18 protein-coding genes, 1 tRNA gene and 1 riboswitch (1 of these 20 cut by a window edge) are annotated in these 19,536 nt (G+C 44.9%); of the genes, 11 read left to right on the top strand and 8 right to left on the bottom strand.

The annotated features are described in order from the left end of the window. Nucleotides 1–8: 8 nt before the first annotated feature. Nucleotides 9–110: riboswitch (SAM riboswitch) on the bottom strand. A gap of 184 nt (nt 111–294) precedes the next feature. From MHI53_RS22360 to MHI53_RS22335, 6 genes are all read left to right on the top strand, one after another. After that, nucleotides 295–732, top strand: a complete 438-nt coding sequence (locus MHI53_RS22360; RefSeq protein ID WP_340372323.1) for a hypothetical protein — start codon at nt 295–297, stop codon at nt 730–732. Between the two features lie 130 nt (nt 733–862). Next, nucleotides 863–1,405 carry a glycerol-3-phosphate responsive antiterminator gene (locus tag MHI53_RS22355; RefSeq protein ID WP_061143945.1) on the top strand — a complete coding sequence of 181 codons (543 nt, stop codon included), beginning with the start codon at nt 863–865 and terminating at the stop codon, nt 1,403–1,405. Between the two features lie 231 nt (nt 1,406–1,636). After that, complete coding sequence (locus MHI53_RS22350; protein WP_061143988.1) at nt 1,637–2,461, top strand: MIP/aquaporin family protein; 825 nt, start codon at nt 1,637–1,639, stop codon at nt 2,459–2,461. 20 nt (nt 2,462–2,481) lie between these two features. Next, entirely contained in the window at nt 2,482–3,972 is a 1,491-nt protein-coding gene (glpK, locus tag MHI53_RS22345) for a glycerol kinase GlpK (protein ID WP_100532774.1), read from the top strand. A gap of 330 nt (nt 3,973–4,302) precedes the next feature. Beyond that, on the top strand, nt 4,303–5,937 hold the full coding sequence (locus MHI53_RS22340; RefSeq protein ID WP_340372322.1) for a glycerol-3-phosphate dehydrogenase/oxidase: 1,635 nt from the start codon (nt 4,303–4,305) through the stop codon (nt 5,935–5,937). A 171-nt stretch (nt 5,938–6,108) separates the two neighbouring features. Beyond that, entirely contained in the window at nt 6,109–6,816 is a 708-nt protein-coding gene (locus MHI53_RS22335) for an MBL fold metallo-hydrolase (protein WP_340372321.1), read from the top strand. A gap of 120 nt (nt 6,817–6,936) precedes the next feature. Here the strand turns inward: MHI53_RS22335 and MHI53_RS22330 are convergent, their stop codons facing one another. The 4 genes from MHI53_RS22330 to MHI53_RS22315 form a co-directional block, all read right to left on the bottom strand. Continuing rightward, nucleotides 6,937–8,157, bottom strand: coding sequence for a helix-turn-helix domain-containing protein (locus MHI53_RS22330; protein WP_340372320.1), 1,221 nt, complete (start codon nt 8,155–8,157; stop codon nt 6,937–6,939). 131 nt (nt 8,158–8,288) lie between these two features. Next, entirely contained in the window at nt 8,289–9,761 is a 1,473-nt protein-coding gene (gene putP / locus MHI53_RS22325; RefSeq protein WP_340372319.1) for a sodium/proline symporter PutP, read from the bottom strand. A gap of 165 nt (nt 9,762–9,926) precedes the next feature. Next, entirely contained in the window at nt 9,927–11,468 is a 1,542-nt protein-coding gene (pruA, locus tag MHI53_RS22320) for an L-glutamate gamma-semialdehyde dehydrogenase (protein ID WP_340372318.1), read from the bottom strand. 59 nt (nt 11,469–11,527) lie between these two features. After that, nucleotides 11,528–12,445 carry a proline dehydrogenase gene (locus MHI53_RS22315; RefSeq protein WP_100530523.1) on the bottom strand — a complete coding sequence of 306 codons (918 nt, stop codon included), beginning with the start codon at nt 12,443–12,445 and terminating at the stop codon, nt 11,528–11,530. Between the two features lie 316 nt (nt 12,446–12,761). Here MHI53_RS22315 and MHI53_RS22310 point away from each other — a divergent pair, with 316 nt between their 5' ends. Further along, a complete protein-coding gene (locus MHI53_RS22310; protein WP_157805541.1) occupies nt 12,762–12,926 on the top strand; it encodes a hypothetical protein in 165 nt (54 codons plus the stop codon). A gap of 170 nt (nt 12,927–13,096) precedes the next feature. On the opposite strand, the gene MHI53_RS22305 is transcribed toward MHI53_RS22310, so the two are convergent. After that, complete coding sequence (locus MHI53_RS22305; RefSeq protein WP_061143952.1) at nt 13,097–13,327, bottom strand: helix-turn-helix transcriptional regulator; 231 nt, start codon at nt 13,325–13,327, stop codon at nt 13,097–13,099. Between the two features lie 287 nt (nt 13,328–13,614). On the opposite strand from MHI53_RS22305, the gene MHI53_RS22300 reads away from it, so the two are divergent. From MHI53_RS22300 to MHI53_RS22290, 3 genes are all read left to right on the top strand, one after another. Then, nucleotides 13,615–14,010, top strand: coding sequence for a VOC family protein (locus MHI53_RS22300; RefSeq protein WP_100530524.1), 396 nt, complete (start codon nt 13,615–13,617; stop codon nt 14,008–14,010). A 200-nt stretch (nt 14,011–14,210) separates the two neighbouring features. Further along, complete coding sequence (locus tag MHI53_RS22295; protein WP_340373718.1) at nt 14,211–15,449, top strand: PLP-dependent aminotransferase family protein; 1,239 nt, start codon at nt 14,211–14,213, stop codon at nt 15,447–15,449. Nucleotides 15,450–15,599: 150 nt separating this feature from the next. Further along, nucleotides 15,600–15,818 carry a hypothetical protein gene (locus MHI53_RS22290; RefSeq protein WP_340372317.1) on the top strand — a complete coding sequence of 73 codons (219 nt, stop codon included), beginning with the start codon at nt 15,600–15,602 and terminating at the stop codon, nt 15,816–15,818. Nucleotides 15,819–16,042: 224 nt separating this feature from the next. Here MHI53_RS22290 and MHI53_RS22285 read toward each other — a convergent pair. From MHI53_RS22285 to MHI53_RS22275, 3 genes are all read right to left on the bottom strand, one after another. After that, nucleotides 16,043–16,115: transfer RNA gene (locus MHI53_RS22285), tRNA-Ala, on the bottom strand. A 395-nt stretch (nt 16,116–16,510) separates the two neighbouring features. Next, nucleotides 16,511–17,503 carry a Gfo/Idh/MocA family oxidoreductase gene (locus tag MHI53_RS22280; RefSeq protein WP_340372316.1) on the bottom strand — a complete coding sequence of 331 codons (993 nt, stop codon included), beginning with the start codon at nt 17,501–17,503 and terminating at the stop codon, nt 16,511–16,513. 531 nt (nt 17,504–18,034) lie between these two features. Continuing rightward, the gene (locus MHI53_RS22275) at nt 18,035–18,742 is read right to left on the bottom strand and encodes an MgtC/SapB family protein (protein ID WP_061143955.1); all 708 of its coding nucleotides are present in this window, start codon (nt 18,740–18,742) and stop codon (nt 18,035–18,037) included. Nucleotides 18,743–18,897: 155 nt separating this feature from the next. Between MHI53_RS22275 and MHI53_RS22270 the strand changes: the two genes are divergently transcribed. After that, nucleotides 18,898–19,536: the 5' portion of a DMT family transporter gene (locus MHI53_RS22270; protein WP_100531058.1), read on the top strand. Its footprint extends 267 nt past the window's final position; only the first 639 of its 906 coding nucleotides appear in the window; it begins with the start codon at nt 18,898–18,900; its stop codon lies off the right edge, out of view.

The raw sequence follows: 19,536 nt of genomic DNA, 5'->3' as shown, positions 1-19,536 counted from the left end.
ATGTACTCTTCTTATCTTCAAGCTTTTACACTTCTGGAATTAGCACAGTACATCGAAAGTCTGTTGCTGAGGTATCAAAGGGCCAGTCCCTCCACCTCTCTTGATAAGAGTTGTCTATTAAATTACTTACGACTATACAGGGAGTTGTTCCAAAGGTCAAGGTCTGAAACCGAAACATTTAGAATATAGCGATTATTGGGAGGCCTGATGCAATGAACAAGAAATCCGACCTCACATATGCTATAACCGATGTTCCATATTGTGAGGAAATAGGTAGGAAGGGATGGGAGCAGGGTGAGTGCATTCGATGCATCGACTATTTTTGGGAAGGGATTGCCGATCACGCTAAGGGCAGCCATGCTGGAGAGAATGATAAAAACGCGATTATATGAACATGATATCCAAGTCGAGATTACGCCAGAGCATATTGTCCTTTGGGGAACGACCGAAGTGAAGAAAATGATGTTCAAGAAAAAGGTATCATTCCGAATGGCATTAAAGCCGGTCCATACGGAAAAAAGAACGATAACATTCGAATTGATCGAGTTGAAGCCAATAGATCGGGATTTCATAAATCAAAAGCTTTTTAACAGACCGCCCATATTTGAATATGATAACAGAAGGATCAAAATGAATATGAATGCCTGGAACATCGTCAGGAAAATCCCGATAGGCACGATCCAATCTTGTGAGCTGGTCGATGGCGGATTGAAAATGACCCTTTCCTTATGACGGGTACATACATTTTCGCGCGCGTCCATTTATCGGGGGTAGAAAAATGTGTTTGATAAATCAAGTTCTTTAAAATATACTAAGTTCCTGAAAGTTTGGATTTTTTCCGGAAGATAAGGGGGGGAAATGAATGGATCAGAAGATTTTGCCTGCCTCGGCAAGCATGAAAGATTTCGAAAGATTCCTGGATAGCCCGTATGAAATAGGGGTATTTCTTGATCTTCATATCTCTCAATTGAAAAATGTCAGTATGATGGCAAAGCAGCATAATAAGAAAATGATTTACCATGTCGATTTGATCCATGGCATCAGAAGTGATGAATACGCGGCGGAATTCATTTGTCAGGAATATAATCCCTTTGGGCTGATTTCCACCAAAACAAGCGTTATTCTGAAAGCGAAGCAAAAGGGTGTCATTGCCATCCAGCGAATTTTTTTAATAGATACACATGCGCTGGAGAAAAGCTACAAGCTGGTGCAGAAAACCAAGCCAGATTACATTGAGGTTTTGCCGGGGGCCATGCCCTGGATGATAAAAGAAGTGAAGGAGCGGTTACAAACACCGATTTTTGCAGGAGGTCTTATCCGGACTTCGGATGAAGTCTTGAACGCCCTAGAGGCAGGCGCATCGGCCATTACCACTTCCAAAACCGAGTTATGGGATATCATTTGAACCGTTCGGGCATGAAAGAAAAAAATGCAAAAATAATAGATTGATTTTTCACAAAGTGTTTGACAGCGTTTTCACAACCTAGTATATTGTAAATTACAAGTTAATATATGTGACGGAGACTAGGAGATTCACAACAGAGCCATTCATGTTTTTTATGAGGATGGTTCTGCTGTGAATCTCCTTTTATTTGTTGTCAAAGATTTACAATTCATTAGGGGAGAGGTTTTATTCATGACACCATTTTGGGGAGAATTGGTAGGCACGATGATTTTGATAGTATTCGGTGCAGGTATCGGGGCAGGTTCAAGTTTGAAGGGTTCCTATGCTAAAGACGCGGGATGGATCGTTATTACGATTGCATGGGGACTGGCGGTTACGATGGGCATTTTTGCAGTAGGCTCGATAAGCGGTGCCCACTTGAATCCGGCCGTTACAATCGGATTCGCCATCATTGGAAAGTTTCCTTGGAGTGATGTGCCGGTTTATATCGCTGCTCAACTGATAGGAGCGATCCTGGGGGCAGCCCTCGTATTCTTTCATTATTTGCCACACTGGAAGGCTACTGAGGATCCAGGTGCGAAGCTTGGTGTGTTCGCCACGGCTCCTGCCATCCCGCATACATTTTCCAATCTATTAAGTGAAATGATCGGGACATTCATCCTTATCCTTGGCTTATTATTCATCGGGGCCAATAATTTCACGGAAGGTTTGAACCCATTCGCTGTCGGCCTATTGATCGTCGTGATCGGGATGTCCCTTGGGGGCACGACAGGATATGCGATCAATCCGGCCCGGGATCTGGGACCGCGCATCGCGCACTTTTTGCTGCCGATACCGGGTAAAGGAAACTCGAATTGGGGCTACTCGTGGATTCCGGTCGTTGGACCGATCGTTGGAGGTTCACTTGGTGCCGTTTGTTATAAAGCCTTCTTTTTGGGGGATATAACAGTAGGGTTTTGGTCTGTTTTGGGAGTAAGCGTGATACTATTGGCACTAGCATATGTTTTTGGAAAAAAGCAGGCGCATGAATTGGAAAGCAGGAATATCGCTAGTTAATTTAAAGGAGGGCATTGACCATGGAAACATATATTTTATCTTTAGACCAAGGAACGACAAGTTCACGGGCGATCTTATTTAACCAAAAGGGCGAAATCGTCCATTCTTCGCAAAAGGAATTCACTCAGCACTTTCCTAAGCCGGGCTGGGTCGAGCATAATGCCAATGAAATTTGGGGATCGATTCTAGCGGTAATCGCCGGGGTGCTTTCGGAATCGGGTGTCAAGCCAGAGCAAGTTGCCGGCATCGGGATCACCAATCAGCGTGAAACGGCAGTCGTTTGGGATAAGGAGACAGGGGTCCCCGTTTATAATGCAATTGTCTGGCAGTCCAGGCAAACAAGCGAAATCTGCGATGAATTGAAGGAAAAGGGATTGAATGACCTATTCCGGGATAAGACGGGATTGCTGATCGATGCCTATTTTTCCGGTACCAAGGTGAAATGGATCCTCGATAATGTGGAAGGCGCACGGCAAAGGGCGGATGAAGGCAAGCTATTATTCGGCACCATCGATACTTGGCTGATTTGGAAGCTTTCAGGAGGCAAGGCTCACGTCACGGACTATTCCAATGCCTCCCGGACATTGATGTACAACATCCATGAACTGAAATGGGATGAAGAACTTCTGGAAATATTGACCGTTCCAAAATCGATGCTCCCGGAAGTTAGGCCTTCCTCCGAAGAGTACGCACGTACGATCGAGTATCATTTCTTCGGACAATCGATTCCGATTGCAGGCGCGGCCGGTGACCAGCAGGCAGCCCTGTTTGGCCAAGCCTGCTTCAGTGAAGGAATGGCCAAAAACACGTATGGTACTGGCTGCTTCATGCTCATGAATACAGGAACCAAGGCTGTCAGTTCCGAACATGGACTATTGACGACGCTTGCTTGGGGATTGAACGGGAAGGTGGAATATGCCCTGGAAGGCAGTATATTCGTAGCCGGTTCAGCCATCCAATGGCTGCGTGATGGACTGCGGATGCTGAATGATGCCAAGGACAGCGAGGCCTATGCAAAACGAGTCGAAAGCACGGACGGCGTATATGTAGTGCCGGCATTTGTAGGGCTCGGGACTCCATATTGGGACAGCGAGGTTCGGGGAGCCGTTTTCGGATTGACACGCGGTACCTCAAAGGAACATTTCATCCGGGCCACGCTTGAATCATTGGCCTATCAAGCGAAAGATGTCCTTGACGCCATGGAGGCCGATTCCGGCATCGAGCTTCAGACATTGAGAGTGGATGGCGGGGCCGTCAAAAATGACTTCTTAATGCAATTCCAAAGTGATTTACTGCAAGTGCCTGTCGAAAGACCGACGATAAACGAAACGACTGCACTAGGCGCTGCCTATCTAGCCGGACTTGCCGTTGGCTATTGGAAGGATCAAGAAGAAATTTCCCGGCAATGGGCGATAGATAAAACCTTCAAACCAGCCATGGAACAGCAAGCAAGCGAAGAATTATATGGAGGCTGGAAAAAAGCCGTACATGCAGCGATGGCCTTTAAATAAAAAAAACAAGGCAATTCCTTTCTAAAATCGATTGGAGTATGGTATACTGAAATCAAGTTAATAACTCGGCCGGAGAACAGGAGAGACCATGAATGCGTTATCGTGCAGACGATAATGTGCATTTATGGTCTCTTTTTTGTATTCCTTTCCAGATTATGGATAGTAAGGGCCATAACCAAGATAAACGAACCAATTAACAATAAAAGCAAAAGCTCACGAGTGCAGCGCCAATTCGCGAGTAACGAACGCAAATTAACGAGTAATGGCACAAACTGACGTGTAAACGTCTAAATATACTAGTAAAACAAGCTGATGAAGGGGGAGTTAAGGATGAAGTTTTCGAATAAATATCGGGAAGAAACGATCGGACTGCTGAAAAAAGATAAATATGATGTTTTGGTGATTGGTGGGGGAATTACCGGCGCAGGCATTGCCTTGGATGCGACGACTCGTGGAATGAAGGTGGCATTGGTGGAGATGCAGGATTTTGCTGCAGGTACTTCGAGCCGTTCGACGAAGCTTGTCCATGGGGGGCTGCGGTATTTGAAGCAATTTGAAATAAAAATGGTGGCTGAGGTCGGGAAAGAGCGGGAGATCGTTTATGAAAATGGGCCGCATGTGACCACGCCGGAATGGATGCTGCTGCCGATGCACAAAGGAGGCACTTTTGGGAAGTTCAGTACCTCCATTGGGCTGCGCGTCTATGATTTCCTGGCAGGCGTTAAAAAAGCCGAACGCCGGAAGATGCTTTCAATAGATGAAACGCTCGCCCGGGAGCCGCTTGTGAAGAAAGAGGGACTGAAGGGCGGAGGCTATTATGTGGAATATCGCACAGATGATGCCCGGCTAACGATCGAAGTCATGAAGGCAGCCGTCGATAAAGGGGCGACACCGATTAATTATACGCGAGTGGATAAGTTGTTATATGAAAACGGAAAGGTATCTGGGGTCCAGGTTGCCGATTTACTATCTGGGGGCGCGTATGAAATTCATGCAGACAAAATCATCAATGCAGCAGGACCTTGGGTGGATTCAATTCGCGAAAAGGACCAATCGAAGCAGGGAAAAACGCTGAAGCTTTCAAAGGGTGTTCATGTGGTCATCGACCAAGCGAAATTCCCCTTGAAGCAGGCGATTTACTTTGATACGCCCGATGGACGGATGATCTTTGCCATCCCAAGAGCAGGTAAGGCTTATGTGGGCACAACGGATACGTTTTATGATGGCAATCCGGCCATTCCGAAGGTTACATCGGCAGATCGAACTTACTTATTGAAGGCGATTGACTATATGTTCCCGCAGGTGAAGATTTCCGAGGATGATATCGAATCAAGCTGGGCCGGAGTACGACCATTGATTCTGGAGGAAGGGAAGGACCCTTCGGAAATTTCCCGGAAAGATGAAATTTGGGAGTCCGATTCGGGACTGATCACGATAGCGGGCGGGAAATTGACCGGCTATCGCAAAATGGCGAAAACGACGGTCGACCTTGTGGCAGGGAAGTCCAATAAGTCGTACCCCGCGAGCCAGACGAAGGGCATGCCGATTTCCGGAGGCGATGTAGGGGGATCGAGAAACTTTTCAAGCTATATTAAGCAACATAGGCAAGCGGGAGTGGACTCGGGGCTATCTGTCAAGGATTCCGAGGATCTGTTGGCCATGTATGGGTCAAACGCACCTCTGTTATTCGATATCGCCAAAAGCGATCGTGACGAAGCAACAAGTCTGCCGCAGAAATTGTATGTACAGTTGAGATATGCCCTGGATCATGAAATGGCGGCAACACCGGTCGACTTCTTTTTCCGCAGGACGGGGACCCTTTTATTCGATATCGATTTAGTCCAAACCCATAAAAGTGCCGTGATTGACTATATGGCTGGATATTTTAGCTGGTCCGAGTCGACGAAAGAGGAAAGAACAAAACAACTGGAACAGGAAATACTCGGTGCAATTAGAGTATCGTAACTTATAATGAAAAACAGGGCGCCAGCGATATTGCTGGTGCCTTGCTTTTCGGGTGATGAATCCAGCGAAAGGAAGATGCCGACATCAGCCTATCTACGAATGGAATATTTTTGATACACTCAACGTATTAGTTAATTGTCAATTGGTTTTGCGGGAGGAGTTCGTCCTAAGATGAAAATGACCAAGGTAGGTACCGTATATCAACTATCCTTCATGCCGCGTGTTTTTCCTGTGAATTGTTATTTTGTAGAAGAAGAGGATAGCCTAACGTTAATCGATGCTGCCTTACCTTACAGCACAAAAAAGATAGTGAAGGCAGCGCAGGCGATTGGAAAACCGATCAAACGAATCATCATCACTCACGCGCATGAGGATCATGTCGGTGCACTTGACGGGCTAAAAGCGTTGCTTCCCGATATGCACGTGAGCATTTCAATCAGGGAAGCAGCTTTACTTGCTGGAGATTCTGCACGACTGGAAAGTGAAGATTCCCCGATCCGCGGGGGAATTCCAAAAAATATACAAACCGAGCCTGACTCCTTCCTAAAAGAGGGGGACCGGATTGGTTCTTTGGAAGTTATTCTTTCTCCCGGGCATACACCTGGCTCGATTTCGCTGATCGACACACGGAATCATAGTTTGATTGCCGGCGATGCCCTGCAAACGAGAGGGGGAACGGCGGTGAATGGTGTGATCAAGCCATTATTTCCTTTCCCATCCCTTGCCACCTGGGATAAGCGAATTGCTCTTGAAAGTGCTAAGAAATTACTAAGCTATAAACCGCGTTTGCTAGCTGTAGGCCATGGGAAGATGCTGGAACAGCCCGGAAATTCGATGAACAGGGCAATCGTTGAAGCGGAGTCGAAGCTTCAGCCATGAAAAGTGGAGTGTAAATGAGCTAACATAATGCCATTGAAGCGTGCGCCCGTCGCGAAGCATGAAAAAAACCCTTGTGCCGCAAGGGTTTTGGAGTATGGGACATGGCAAGGGGATGCCCATTCATTTTTTCTGCTTCATGAGCTGTAAGTCGATGTAGTACTGTATTCGCGAATGCATGTCGTCAAAATCGATGGATGTAAGCTCGGCTATTTGATTCAATCTATATTTCAAGGTGTTCGTATGAATGTATAGCTGCTCAGCTGTCGGCTTGATCCGGCAATTATTCAGCAAATATACCTCCAGCGTCTGGAGGAGCTTCGTCTGGCTTTCTTGGTCCTTCTTTTCAAGAATCTGTAAATATTTGTTGGCGTAATTCGTTTTTGTGTGATGATTGGAGATCATTTCGAGGTAACGGAAAATACCTAGTTTGCTGTATTCAAAGGGAAGCTGTTCAGGCTGCCCGATGAACTTGGCGGCGTTGATCACTTCCAATGCTTCGAGATAAGATTTCCGCAATTGAAGGATCGATGAATACTCATTACCGATTCCAGGGAAGATCCTATGATCATGAAACTGGGAGAGCACCGTATTCGTGAAATCATGGGCGCTATCAGCCAGCATGCCTTTCCCTTTCCCATTGCTGCCAATGATGACGACGACCTTCATCTGGTTTGTGAATACATGGGAAAAATGATTCAAGGCATTGGCAAATAAGCTGACTGTATCCGTCAATTCATCAAGAAGCTCCGCATCGGATTGGGCGATGGTGAAGACGTTCACGACAAAGGTTTCCGGTATGAGGATGCCCATGTTGGCCGCTTCCCATTTTATTTGATTTTCAGTTTGATAGACTTCGTCAATGATCTTTTGATAGAACTCGTTCTTTTCTTCGTCTTTTTTCATGTTCAATTGTTTTTTTTGATGGAGGAGCTTGCCGATATGATGGGACACCTCATGTAAAAATTCCAAATCGGCATCCTGCATCCTTTCCGTTTCCTGGACCCAAATGAACCCAAAAACCTGTCCTTTATGGACAGCGCTTACAACGACCCTTTGATTTAAGCCGATTTCCTCGATTTGCTTTACCCGGAATGGATGCTGCACCGTTTTAAGCTGCTCGACAATGCCCTCATCCATGAATTTCTCCAAAATCGGGATCGGCCAATGCTTCGTGAAGATCGTTTGCCGGTTGGCTTGGTCGAAGTGCTCGATATAATACGAACTATATGCCAGCAATAAAAATTGTTCATTTTCAATGACGACAGGTTTTTTTAAGTATGTGCTGACCATATCGGTTATATCGTTGATGTTTGTGAGAGTAAGGATTTTTTCTAATGACATATATGGCCCCCAGTTTTTTGAAGTGGATTACACCTTAATAATACTGATAAACGAAAGATGTGTATAGGGGCAAGCGCAAAGAAGGACCGAGTCCATGAAAAAGTTATCATGGACCGGTCCTTACAGGAGATTTATTTTTCTTCCAATGCTCTTTCGAATTGTTCGAATTGCAGTTCGACTTCTTTAGATGGCTTAGCTGTAAGCAGACTGACGACGATGATGGCAATCAAGCTTGCGGCAAAACCGGGAATCATTTCATAAAGCGTATCGGACAGGCCTGCCATCGACCAGAAAATCACGGTCGCGGCACCAACGACCATCCCAGCTAAAGCACCCCATTTCGTCATGCGCTTCCAGCAGAGACTTAGCAGCACAAGCGGACCGAATGAAGATCCGAAACCAGCCCATGCATAACCGACAAGTCCAAGAATCGTGTCATTTTTCTCCCAAGAGAGTATGAGCGCGATGATGGATATGATCAAAACGGAAAGCCTTCCTAGGAAGACAAGCTCTTTATCGGAAGCGGAGCGACGGAAGAAGGTTTTGTATATATCCTCCGTCAAAGAGCTGGCAGTAACCAAAAGCTGCGATGAAATCGTGCTCATGACGGCAGCCAGGATCGCTGAGATCAAGAAGCCAGTAATGAATGGATGGAAAAGGATTTCCCCTAACTCTATGAAAATCGTTTCGGGATCAGCTAATTTGAGACCGTTCTGGGAATAATATGTTATTCCGATGAATCCCGTCAGCATCGCACCTATTGTGGAAAAGATCATCCAGCTCATGCCGATGGTACGGGCTTTCTTTATTTCCTTGACGGAACTGATCGCCATAAAGCGGACAATGATATGGGGCTGTCCGAAATAACCCAGTCCCCAGGCGAATAATGAGATGATCCCCAAAAGGCTCGTTCCGGTAAAAATATTTAAAAGGGCAGGATCAATGGAACGCGGTGTTTCTATGGAAGGGCCGAAGCCGCCAACATGGAAAAGGGTAACGATCGGTACAAGAACAAGGGCGACGACCATGATGATCCCTTGAACAAAGTCTGTCCAGCTTACCGCCAGGAATCCGCCGAATAACGTATAGGCCACGACCACGCCTGTTAAGATCCATAGCCCAGCATGGTAATCAAGGCCAAATGTACTTTGGAATAAAACGCCGCCGGATACCATTCCGGAAGAAACGTAAAACGTGAAGAATATCAGGATGACCAATGCCGAGATGAGCCTTAGGATCCGTGATCCTTCGCCAAAACGATTTTCCAGGAAAGCGGGAATCGTAATGGAATTATTGGCGACCTCCGTATACGTTCTCAGTCTAGGTGCCACGTATAACCAGTTGGCATAAGCACCAAGCGTCAGGCCGATTACAATCCATATCGAGCTGAGCCCTGTTGCGAACATGGCGCCCGGCATCCCCATTAGGAGCCAGCCGCTCATATCGGCAGCACCGGCGCTTAATGCAGTGACAGCAGGACCAAGACCCCTGTCTCCCAGCATGTAGTCATTTAGATTGGACGTTCTTTTGTAGGCGAAATATCCGATTAACAGCATGCCCGCCATATAAATGCTAATGGAAAGTATTAATGAAAAATCGATCATAGGAAGACTCCCTTCAGGATGAAATAGTTAATTTTTTGTTTAAAAAGAGGAAGCAACCTAGTTGTCACTTCCTCCAATTTACATCGTTTTGTATTGTATCATATAGTTGAAGATACATCACCAAAACGAGGGCATTTCCTTTTCAATAGCTTTTTGAAACAGTTATCAGAACGTTTCGGATGTTGTTTTGGCTTGCATATGAAGCTGCAAGTAGTCCGGTCCGCCTGCTTTAGAATCGGTTCCAGACATATTGAATCCGCCGAATGGCTGGTAGCCTACGATTGCGCCCGTACAGCCACGGTTGAAATACAGGTTCCCTACATGGAATTCTTCGCGTGCTTTTTCCATGTTCAGACGATTTGTCGTAATGACGGCACCAGTTAAACCGTATTCCGTGTTATTGGCAATCTCAAGCGCTTCGGTAAAGTCTTTCGCTTTGGCAAACGCGACGACAGGTCCGAAGATTTCCTCTTGCATCAGTCTTGCTTGCGGATCGACATCTGCCACGATCGTCGGCTGAACGAAGTAGCCTTTTGAGCTATCTCCTTCTCCGCCGGCAAGAATGCGTCCTTCTTCTTTACCGATTTCAACATAGCTCATGATTTTGTCAAAGGCTGCCTGATCGATGACCGGGCCCATGAAATGATTCTCGGTAGGATTCCCGACTGTCAGCTGCTTGGTTAACTCGACAGCGCGATCCAAAACCTGGTCATAGACATCTTCCACGATGACGGCACGGGAGCAAGCAGAGCATTTTTGTCCGGCGAAGCCAAATGCCGATTTGACGATCGATTGTGCCGCCAATTCAAGATCCGCCTCTTTGTCGACGACGATTGTATCTTTTCCGCCCATTTCAGCAATGACGCGCTTCAGCCAAATTTGGCCTTCATTCAATTCCGAAGCACGTTTATAAATGCGCAGACCTACATCACGTGAGCCAGTGAAGGAAATGAAACGTGTTTTTGGGTGATCCACTAGATAGTCCCCGACTTCGGCTCCGCTTCCTGGGACGAAATTCAATACACCTGCTGGAAGACCGGCTTCATGCATCACTTCAACGAATTTCGCTGCGACGATAGGAGTGGTCGAAGCTGGTTTTAATAGAATGGTGTTCCCAGTGACGATAGCTGCAACGGCGGTGCCTGCCATGATTGCAAATGGGAAGTTCCAAGGAGAAATGATGATGCCGACCCCGAGTGGAATGTAATCATAACGGTTATATTCTCCCGGACGGCTTTGAACAGGCACACCATCTTTAAGCGTTAGCATTTGACGGGCATAAAATTCAAGGAAATCGATCGCTTCCGCAGTATCTGCATCCGCTTCGTTCCAAGGTTTACCTGCTTCTTTTGTCAATAATGCCGAGAATTCATGCTTGCGTCTGCGAATGATGGCTGCGGCTTTGAATAAAACGTCAGCACGGATTTCCGGCTTCACTTTTTTCCAGCTTTCAAAAGCGGTGACGGCTTCCTGCATCGCCTTTTCAGCAAGGTCTTTGTTCGCTTTTGATACGCGGCCGATGACTTCCTCTTTATCCGCAGGATTATAGGAAACGATTTTCTCGTCAGTCGTCACTTTTTCGGCACCGATGTAGAGGGGGTAGTCTTGGCCTAGGTAGCCTTCTACTGTTTGAAGGGCTGCCTCATACGCTTTTTTATTTTCCTCGTTTGTAAAATCGACAAATGGTTCGTGTTTATATGAAATCATTGATGATCACACCTTTTCATGGATTTTTTTGAAGCGTTTTAAATGTATTGATGTATCGTTTAGCTTCTGACCATCCCTTTGAAAGCGAAGGAAATGTTCGATGGCCGCTCAGCAAGCCTTCTCATGAAATACCCATACCAGTCGAGGCCATAAGGAACATAGACACGCATCTTGTAACCTTGCTTGACCAGTTCGTGCTGGGTTTTGTTTCTCATGCCGTAAAGCATTTGAAATTCAAATTGTGTATTTGGGATATTGTGCTTTTTCGCCAGCTCTTTTGTATATTCGATGATTTTGTCATCATGGGAAGCGATGGCTGTGTAATTGCCGTTAAGCAGACTTTGTTTAATCAGCTTTTTATAGTTTTCATCCACATCTGCCTTTTCGGGAAATGCCACTTCGGGAGATTCCTTGTAGGCACCCTTAACGAGACGAAGAAATGGCTTATATTGACCAAGGTCATCCAAATCTTTCTCTGTGCGGAATAAGTATGCTTGGAGTACAGTACTTATGCAGTTGTATTTTTCTTTGAACTGCCTAAAAATATCGATGGTTGCCTGACAGCGAACCTCATCCTCCATATCAATCGTGACCATGACACCATGCTTTTCAGCTGTATCGAGAATTTTCGTCATGTTCTCGATGACCAGTGCATGATCGATATCGAGACCTAGGGAAGTCATCTTCAAGGAAACTTGTGAATCGAGCTTTTCCCTGCTGATCATCTCAATGGTTTCGATGCATTCAGCCGTCCGCTCCTGAGTCACTTCCTTTGAATCAACGAACTCCCCAAGATGGTCGACGGTCACCGATAAGCCACTATCGTTAAGCTGTTTAATGAATTTAATCGAGCTTTGGAAATCCGTTCCCCCAATGATCTTACCGGCGGCGAAGCTTCCTCCGCGTTTCTTGGCAATATTATTTAGCATGTTATTTTTAGATAAAAACAAGAAAAAGTCCCTTGTAATGGCTTCCATATAAAGCGCACCCCCTAAGAAGATGTATTCATGAATTAAGCTTACGGTTTTTCGACAATATTCACAATGTTCGAAAAAACCAATAATTCTGTCTCGTATTTGTCGGTTTTGGACAAAAGAAAGGGTTTTCATTTTATTGGTGAAGGGGAAGCTGTTTATTTTCATGTAAAGTGAAACGCTTTCGGGAGGTGATAGAAGTGGCAACTCGACCATATTCAGCCAATACGTTATAATGAACCATATTTAATAAGAATGGGTATCTATAATAGATGAAGAGGTAAAATAAGTCATACCGGATAGCGGGGGAGGATAAGGAATGGCTGCTGTATTTGAAGAACTTAGAGAAACGACCGGATTGATCATAGGGTTAATATTGGTTTTGATATTGATGGGGCTGATCGGCTACACCCTCACGAATTTACGTGAAACCATCATGACACCTATGGTCAAATTCATTAAGAAAATGTTCAGCCGGAAATAGCTGCGGCGGATACATAAGCACTTGTCCCGGACCGACAATGGAAACCTGCTTGAAGATGTGCTGCGATGTTAATGGGATGAAAGATCAAAAAACCCTAGAATGGATTTCAGGGTTTTTTTCGTTATGGAGTATAGCTGGATTGGACTGCAGAGCCTGCGTTTTCTTCATCCTTAAATATCAAAATAATCATCCGACTTTGCATGGGGATCCAGACTCCGAATGGCCTTCATCATTTTCTTTAATACTCCGGCTGATGGCACGTACTTCGGATCGCTGCAAATTCTGCTTATCGTATTCCGTGATATGCCAGAAGCACTTACAAACTCCTCTTGTGAATATCCATGCTTATCGATTAATTTGCCTACCTTACTGCGATGCTTTCCTTTCCCGAATCGGAACATTTTGATAACCTCCTAGATTTTATTTACTAGCAGTCTCGTCTACCTTTCGCAAAAATATACGCATAGTTTCGCAAAGATTTGGTATACCGGTGACATGGCCACGGAGGAGGCGGAAGAAATATACAACCATAAACGGCAGGGCATCAGCGATGAACCGGTAACTGACTTGCTCCAAAGCTATGGGCGTATATATAAAAGATTATATTTATCTGATAATTGAATTTATTAACATATCTATTATAATGATAAATAAGACATATTATTTTTTGTGAAAGTAGGAGGGGAACATGGGAAGGTTAGTTCATTTCGAAATTCATGTGAATGATATGGAACGTGCAAAGAAGTTCTATGGAGAGGTATTCGGATGGTCCTTTCAGGATTGGAGTGACTATGCAGGAATGCCCTACTTTGGAGCTGTCACTGGCGATGAAAACGAGCCTGGGGTCAATGGAGCCCTGATGCAGCGTCAAACGGCTCCACCGGAAACGAATCAAGCGTTAAATGCATTTGCATGTACAATGGGTGTGGAAAATTATGATGCAACGGAAGCGAAGATCATTGCGGGTGGCGGCCAAGTGTCGATGCCTAAATATGCCCTTCCTGGAATGGCATGGCAAGGATACTATACGGATACCGAGGGCAATATATTCGGAATCCATCAACCCGATTTGAATGCAAAATAGATCCGATAATTGGTGATAGGTGACAGGAAGCGGTTCGTAAAAGGTGAAGGAAGGCGGATGAACTGCCTTCCTTTATTTTTGCAATATGAAAAAGGCGTTGCTGTCTCCATAAGCGGAGATGATGTAAAACGGATGGTTATCCGCAAAATGTTGAAGAAAGTAGTAATCTATTCAAATTGACGGAAGGTTGTGTGGCCGAAGTGAAGGTTGGATCTTATTTTTCGGAAAATAGTAAAGCGGCATTTAAGAATGATCCGCCTGGTGCCTGGATGCCGAATTTGCCGGATGGTTGCATTCGCTTGAGTTCAGGTTATCCGGATCCAGCCTTGATTCCTGCCGAGGAGATTAAAGCAGCGGTAGCCAGACTTCTCGATGAAGAGCACGATTTGCCTCTTCATTATCTCGGAAGCCCGAGAGTAACGAGATTAAAACAGCAAATCCAGAGAAGGCTGGCAGAGCGTGGAGTTTTCGTTGTGGAGGAACAGCTTTTGATTACTTCAGGTGCTTGTCAGGCAATCGATCTGATTGCCCGCATTCTCCTCGATGATCAAGCGGTCGTAGCTGTAGAATCTCCCACCTATATGGAGGCTTTGGAGATTTTTCAAAACTATACGAAGCAGATCATAAGTATCCCTATAGATGAGCAAGGAATCCGAACGGACCGATTGAAGGAAATGCTGGTTGAAAGGAAACGTAGCGGTCTGACTCTCCCGCGTTTTCTATATACCATCCCAACCTATCAAAATCCAACCGGGACGACGACGAGCACTAAGCGCCGGAAACATTTATTGGAACTTTCCAGCGAGTTCGATTTCCTCATACTTGAGGATGATGCGTACGGGGAGTTATCCTTCGATAAAAATCCTCCGCCCATAAAATCCTTTGATGAATGCGGCCGCGTCCTCCACGTTGGTTCATTATCCAAGGTGGTGGCGCCTGGAATGAGGATTGGCTGGATAGCGGGAGATAGTGAGTTCATCAAGGCATCAGAGTGGTTTAAAAAAGATTTAGATCATCCATTTTCACAAAGTACAATGGCTGTCTACCTGGAAAATACGAATTTCGAGAAACGGCTGCACCTTCTAAAGGATGTGTATCGTGCCAAATGTGCCGTGTTACTCCGTGCGATGGAACAATTTCTTCCTGACCCCGTTTCCTGGTATGTGCCAGCTGGCGGTTATTTTGTATGGGTGAGGATTCCCGGCGTTGATACGTCTGAATTATTACCACAGGCTCTGGCTGAGGGGGTTTCATATGTTCCGGGTAAATACTTCTTCGTGAATCAAAGTGATGGAACCGAGTTTCTGCGGCTCTCCTTCAGTTATGCCAATGAGAAAGAAATAATCGATGGAATACAAAGACTGGGAAGGGTGATCGCACCTTTTCTTAACGGACTGCCAGATCGCGAAGTAAATGATACGAATGCGCCTACTCCTTAAACAGGGTAGGTTTTTTGTTCATGGAGGTAACATTCGACGAAATACCGGGGAAAAGCTGCACTTCGTTTGAACACTTTGAAAGAAGAGATGACCAGCTTTCGGTTCCTGAAGCTTCAAAATATATCATTATAGCAAGGTGGTGTTGAAAAAATGAAGGTAAACCAGGACATGTTGAAGCTTAGATATACGTCCCGAGTTGTACAAGAGGTTCAAAGAAGGGCGAACATTTCGGAGAGGGAAGCAGGGGATCGCCTACAGAATACCGCCTATAATAAATTAATGGATAGTGACCCGGAATTCGTCATGCATTATCCAGCTAGAGTCTGGGTAGATAAACTTTTTAAAGTTGAATTTGCTCATAATCATTAAGCTCATATAATCTTGAGCTATCATTCTTATTGTAATGTTATTATCGATAAGGGATTACGATTATGGAAAATGAGAGAAAGAGGTAACGCCATTTGACTCCAGTCGCTTTCTACTTGATTCTAAGAGTTACTGGCATCGCTTCACGTTCCCGCAGCGACTTTTTTCGGGTACTCAGTGGTAAATGAACAGAAAAAAACCCTTGAATATCAAGGGTTTTTTAAGTATGGAGCATAGCGGGATCGAACCGCTGACCTCTACGCTGCCAGCGTAGCGCTCTCCCAGCTGAGCTAATGCCCCGGGTTAAGGTACAATAATTATTTTAGCGGATTTTCAGGAAAAGTCAATATAAGAATGAAAGTTTTTTTAAAAAAATGTTTGAGGGCAGGTAAACGGTTCAAATGGAATACGTTGAAATGAATAGAGTCGATGCCAACGTTGGCCCGTTACTTATCCTTATATTGATAGAAACAAGGTAAGGAGGCTTTATTATGAAAAATATGGCGGCAGGTCGGTCTTGTTTACCAATTAACTTCTCGTTTAGGAAATGCACGTCCACGTGAGACCCTGCAGGCGCAAGCGCCAGGAAGGCTCACGTACCGCGCGCCTAAAGCTAAAACGTATGATATGTAACTTCTCAATTTAGAATATTCCTCTAGGATTTGTATATATCTAAGGAAATGGCTGTAGAATGCTTAGATTAACTCAGACAAAATACGGTCGCAAAGAGACATTGTATGAACGTTGTCAGTTCCATTGGAAGTGGGTTTTCTTTTATTTTTGCAACAGTCTATAAAATGAATCATTTCTCCAACGAAGCCACGTAAATAAAGATCCCTGTAAGTTCCAGACATAGGGGATGCAGATGGAGTAAATACAGTGTCAGCCTCTTCAAGAGACTTCCATGGCAAATCACTGAATGTTTGTGATTTATGGATAGTAAGTGAATTCACTTCATCTGCAAAAGCAAATCCATTATCGAATGTAACAAGAATATTTTCACTTTCGCGAGACCAAGCGGTCATTCCAGTAAAGTAAAGGCTGCCGACAACACCATTTTCAAACTTTAGTGAGATGGTTTGAGAAATGAACTCATTATCACTATTCTTAAAACCTGATACGTATATAGCTTCTCCGAATAGGTGGCGTACTAAATCAACGATATGTATGGCAGCAAACTTAATGAACTGTTCATCATCTTTGCAAAATGGGGTGCTGTCTGCTGCAAACCTTGCTTGAAACGAACGGGCATTTCCTAGACTGCCATTTTCGATAATTTCTTTTAACTTAGTATAACAAGGAGCAAAACGTTTCATAAACCCTACCATTACCGTCACTCCAGCTTCATCAGCAGCATCTGCAATTTCGGCAGCTTCGTCAGCACTCATTCCTAGAGGTTTATCCACAAATACATTCTTTCCAGCCTTGATACAATCCATCACGAGAGAAGGTTGATCTTCTGGCTGAGCGACTACAACAACACCGTCACACTCTTCGGATTGCAGCATTTTTTTATAGTCTTCATAGGGTGTCCCTTCGCTTCCGAAACGCTGAAGGGCAGCTTTAGAGCGCTCAATATTCCTTGTGGCGACAGCCTGTATGGCTGCACCTGCTTCGATAGCGGAAGGATAAATATTAGTAGATGCATGAAATCCAGCACCAATAAAACAGAGATTCGCTTTTTTCACTTTCATCGCTCCTTACCTAAAGAGATTTTTGATTATAACTGCGATGCAATTGCAATTGTATCATAATGTTAGCCCTTTCACGGCGGTTTATGAGGATTATGCAGGTGCAGGTCTTTTCGGATCCTGGTTAACTCAAGGAATACTGCAGGGGGCTTATCCACAATCAAAGAAAAGCAAAGCACCTGGCCATATTGCTTAAACAAGAACGAAGGAAAAGGCCTATTTGAGCCGATAGTGGAAATCACAGCAAATCAGGGTGCGAAGTAAATAGGAAGAGTACGATAGCGGCTAATAAAAAAGGAGTGAATCTTCCATGATGGCTAACGGGGGGATCACCACAAAGTGAACTGCACCCCGATTTTTTTGAGAGACTAACAAATGTGTTGCAGTTTTTCTTGATTTTAAAGGCCGTTTCCCGAAATTGAAACACCATTTTCATAGTTATAAAGCTGAACGGTGTGGTTGTTACCTGGATATATAAAAAGGGGTCGAAATCTGTTGATTTCGACTCCCTTTTTTTATTACTATACATTACGCATTTTCGATTTCTACCCGCGCTATTTCCTTAAGGGTGGAGACGGTATAATATACATCCGAGGTCCTGACTTTATTGTCGACCAAAACCTTGAGCGTCAAAAGGTGGTGGCCTTCCGCAACATCCTTGATTCTCAGGTTTTTTATGAATATCTTTTCGTCTTTGATTTTTTTCAGGACGACGGCAATGTCTTCTTTATTTTGCACCACTAGCTGCAGGAAGATTTCCTTTTGCCGTAATTTCATCGGTCCGAGCCAAGTGACGATCGCAGGAACCAATTCAACGCTGATGATCAATAGGATGACACCGGCAATCGCTTCAAGAAAGAATCCGGCTCCAACGGCAATCCCGATACCGGCCGCTCCCCAAATGATGGCTGCGGTCGTTAACCCGGATATGCTGTTATTGTCTCGGCGGAGAATGACGCCTGCCCCGATGAAACCGACCCCGGATACTATCTGTGCGGCGAGCCGCAAAGGGTCCATCGTAATGTTTACGTGGTCACTCCCGGGGAACTTATAGGCGGATTCCATGGAAACGATCGTCAGTAAACAGCTGACGATGGAAATGACCAGGCTTGTTTTTAAGCCAACAGGCTTCCGTTTCATTTCTCGCTCAAGCCCGATAATGAGTCCAAGGAGAGCTGAAATCCCCAATTTGATAAGGATTTGCAGTTCTGATTGAGGATCGAATGTCCATTCCATGTAGTTTCACCACTTCCGAACTATTATCGAAGAATAAGATCAGTTGTTCCACCTGTTTCCATATACCCTTTTTTCAAAAAAGCTTACTCCCCTGATTTTAACATAGTAGAATAGAGTTCATCGAGAGATAATCCAAATTGAAAGGAGGAACGTGTATGCAAATGCCAAAGATCAATCCCTATGCAGCGTTGGCGATCGGGGTGGCATCTGTTTCGTTTTCTGCCATCCTGGTGAAATTAGCGACTGCTCCATCGGGTGTTATAGCATTTTACCGTTTATTATTTACCGTTCTGTTCATGCTGCCTGTTTTCTTGATGAAATATCGCCATGAGCTGGCATTCATTGAGAAAAAGGACTGGCTGTATTCGATTGCGTCAGGGGTGTTCCTGGCATTTCATTTTATTTTATGGTTCGAATCACTCAATTACACGTCGGTCGCGAGCTCCACGGTGCTTGTCACCCTACAGCCCTTATTCGCTTTTGTGGGGGCATACTTCTTTTTTAAAGAAAGATTCTCAATGAAGGCGATATTGAGCGGCATCATTGCGATAGCCGGCAGTCTCATCATCAGCTGGGGTGATTTGAGAATAAGCGGCATGGCGCTTTGGGGTGACATTCTTTCGCTTATCGCCTGTGCGCTTGTAACGGGTTATTTACTATTTGGACAAAATGTTAGAAAACGCATATCTTCTATAACATATACATTTGTCGTCTATGCTATCAGTGCGGTCACATTGTTCCTATATGTGATTTTCAAGGGGGAGCCGCTGGCGCCATATCCGGCTGCCGATTGG

Origin of the sequence: Peribacillus sp. FSL E2-0218 (assembly GCF_037992945.1) — a bacterium.
Classification (GTDB): Bacteria; Bacillota; Bacilli; order Bacillales; family DSM-1321; genus Peribacillus; species Peribacillus simplex_B.
This window is presented reverse-complemented; position numbering and strand designations above follow the sequence as displayed.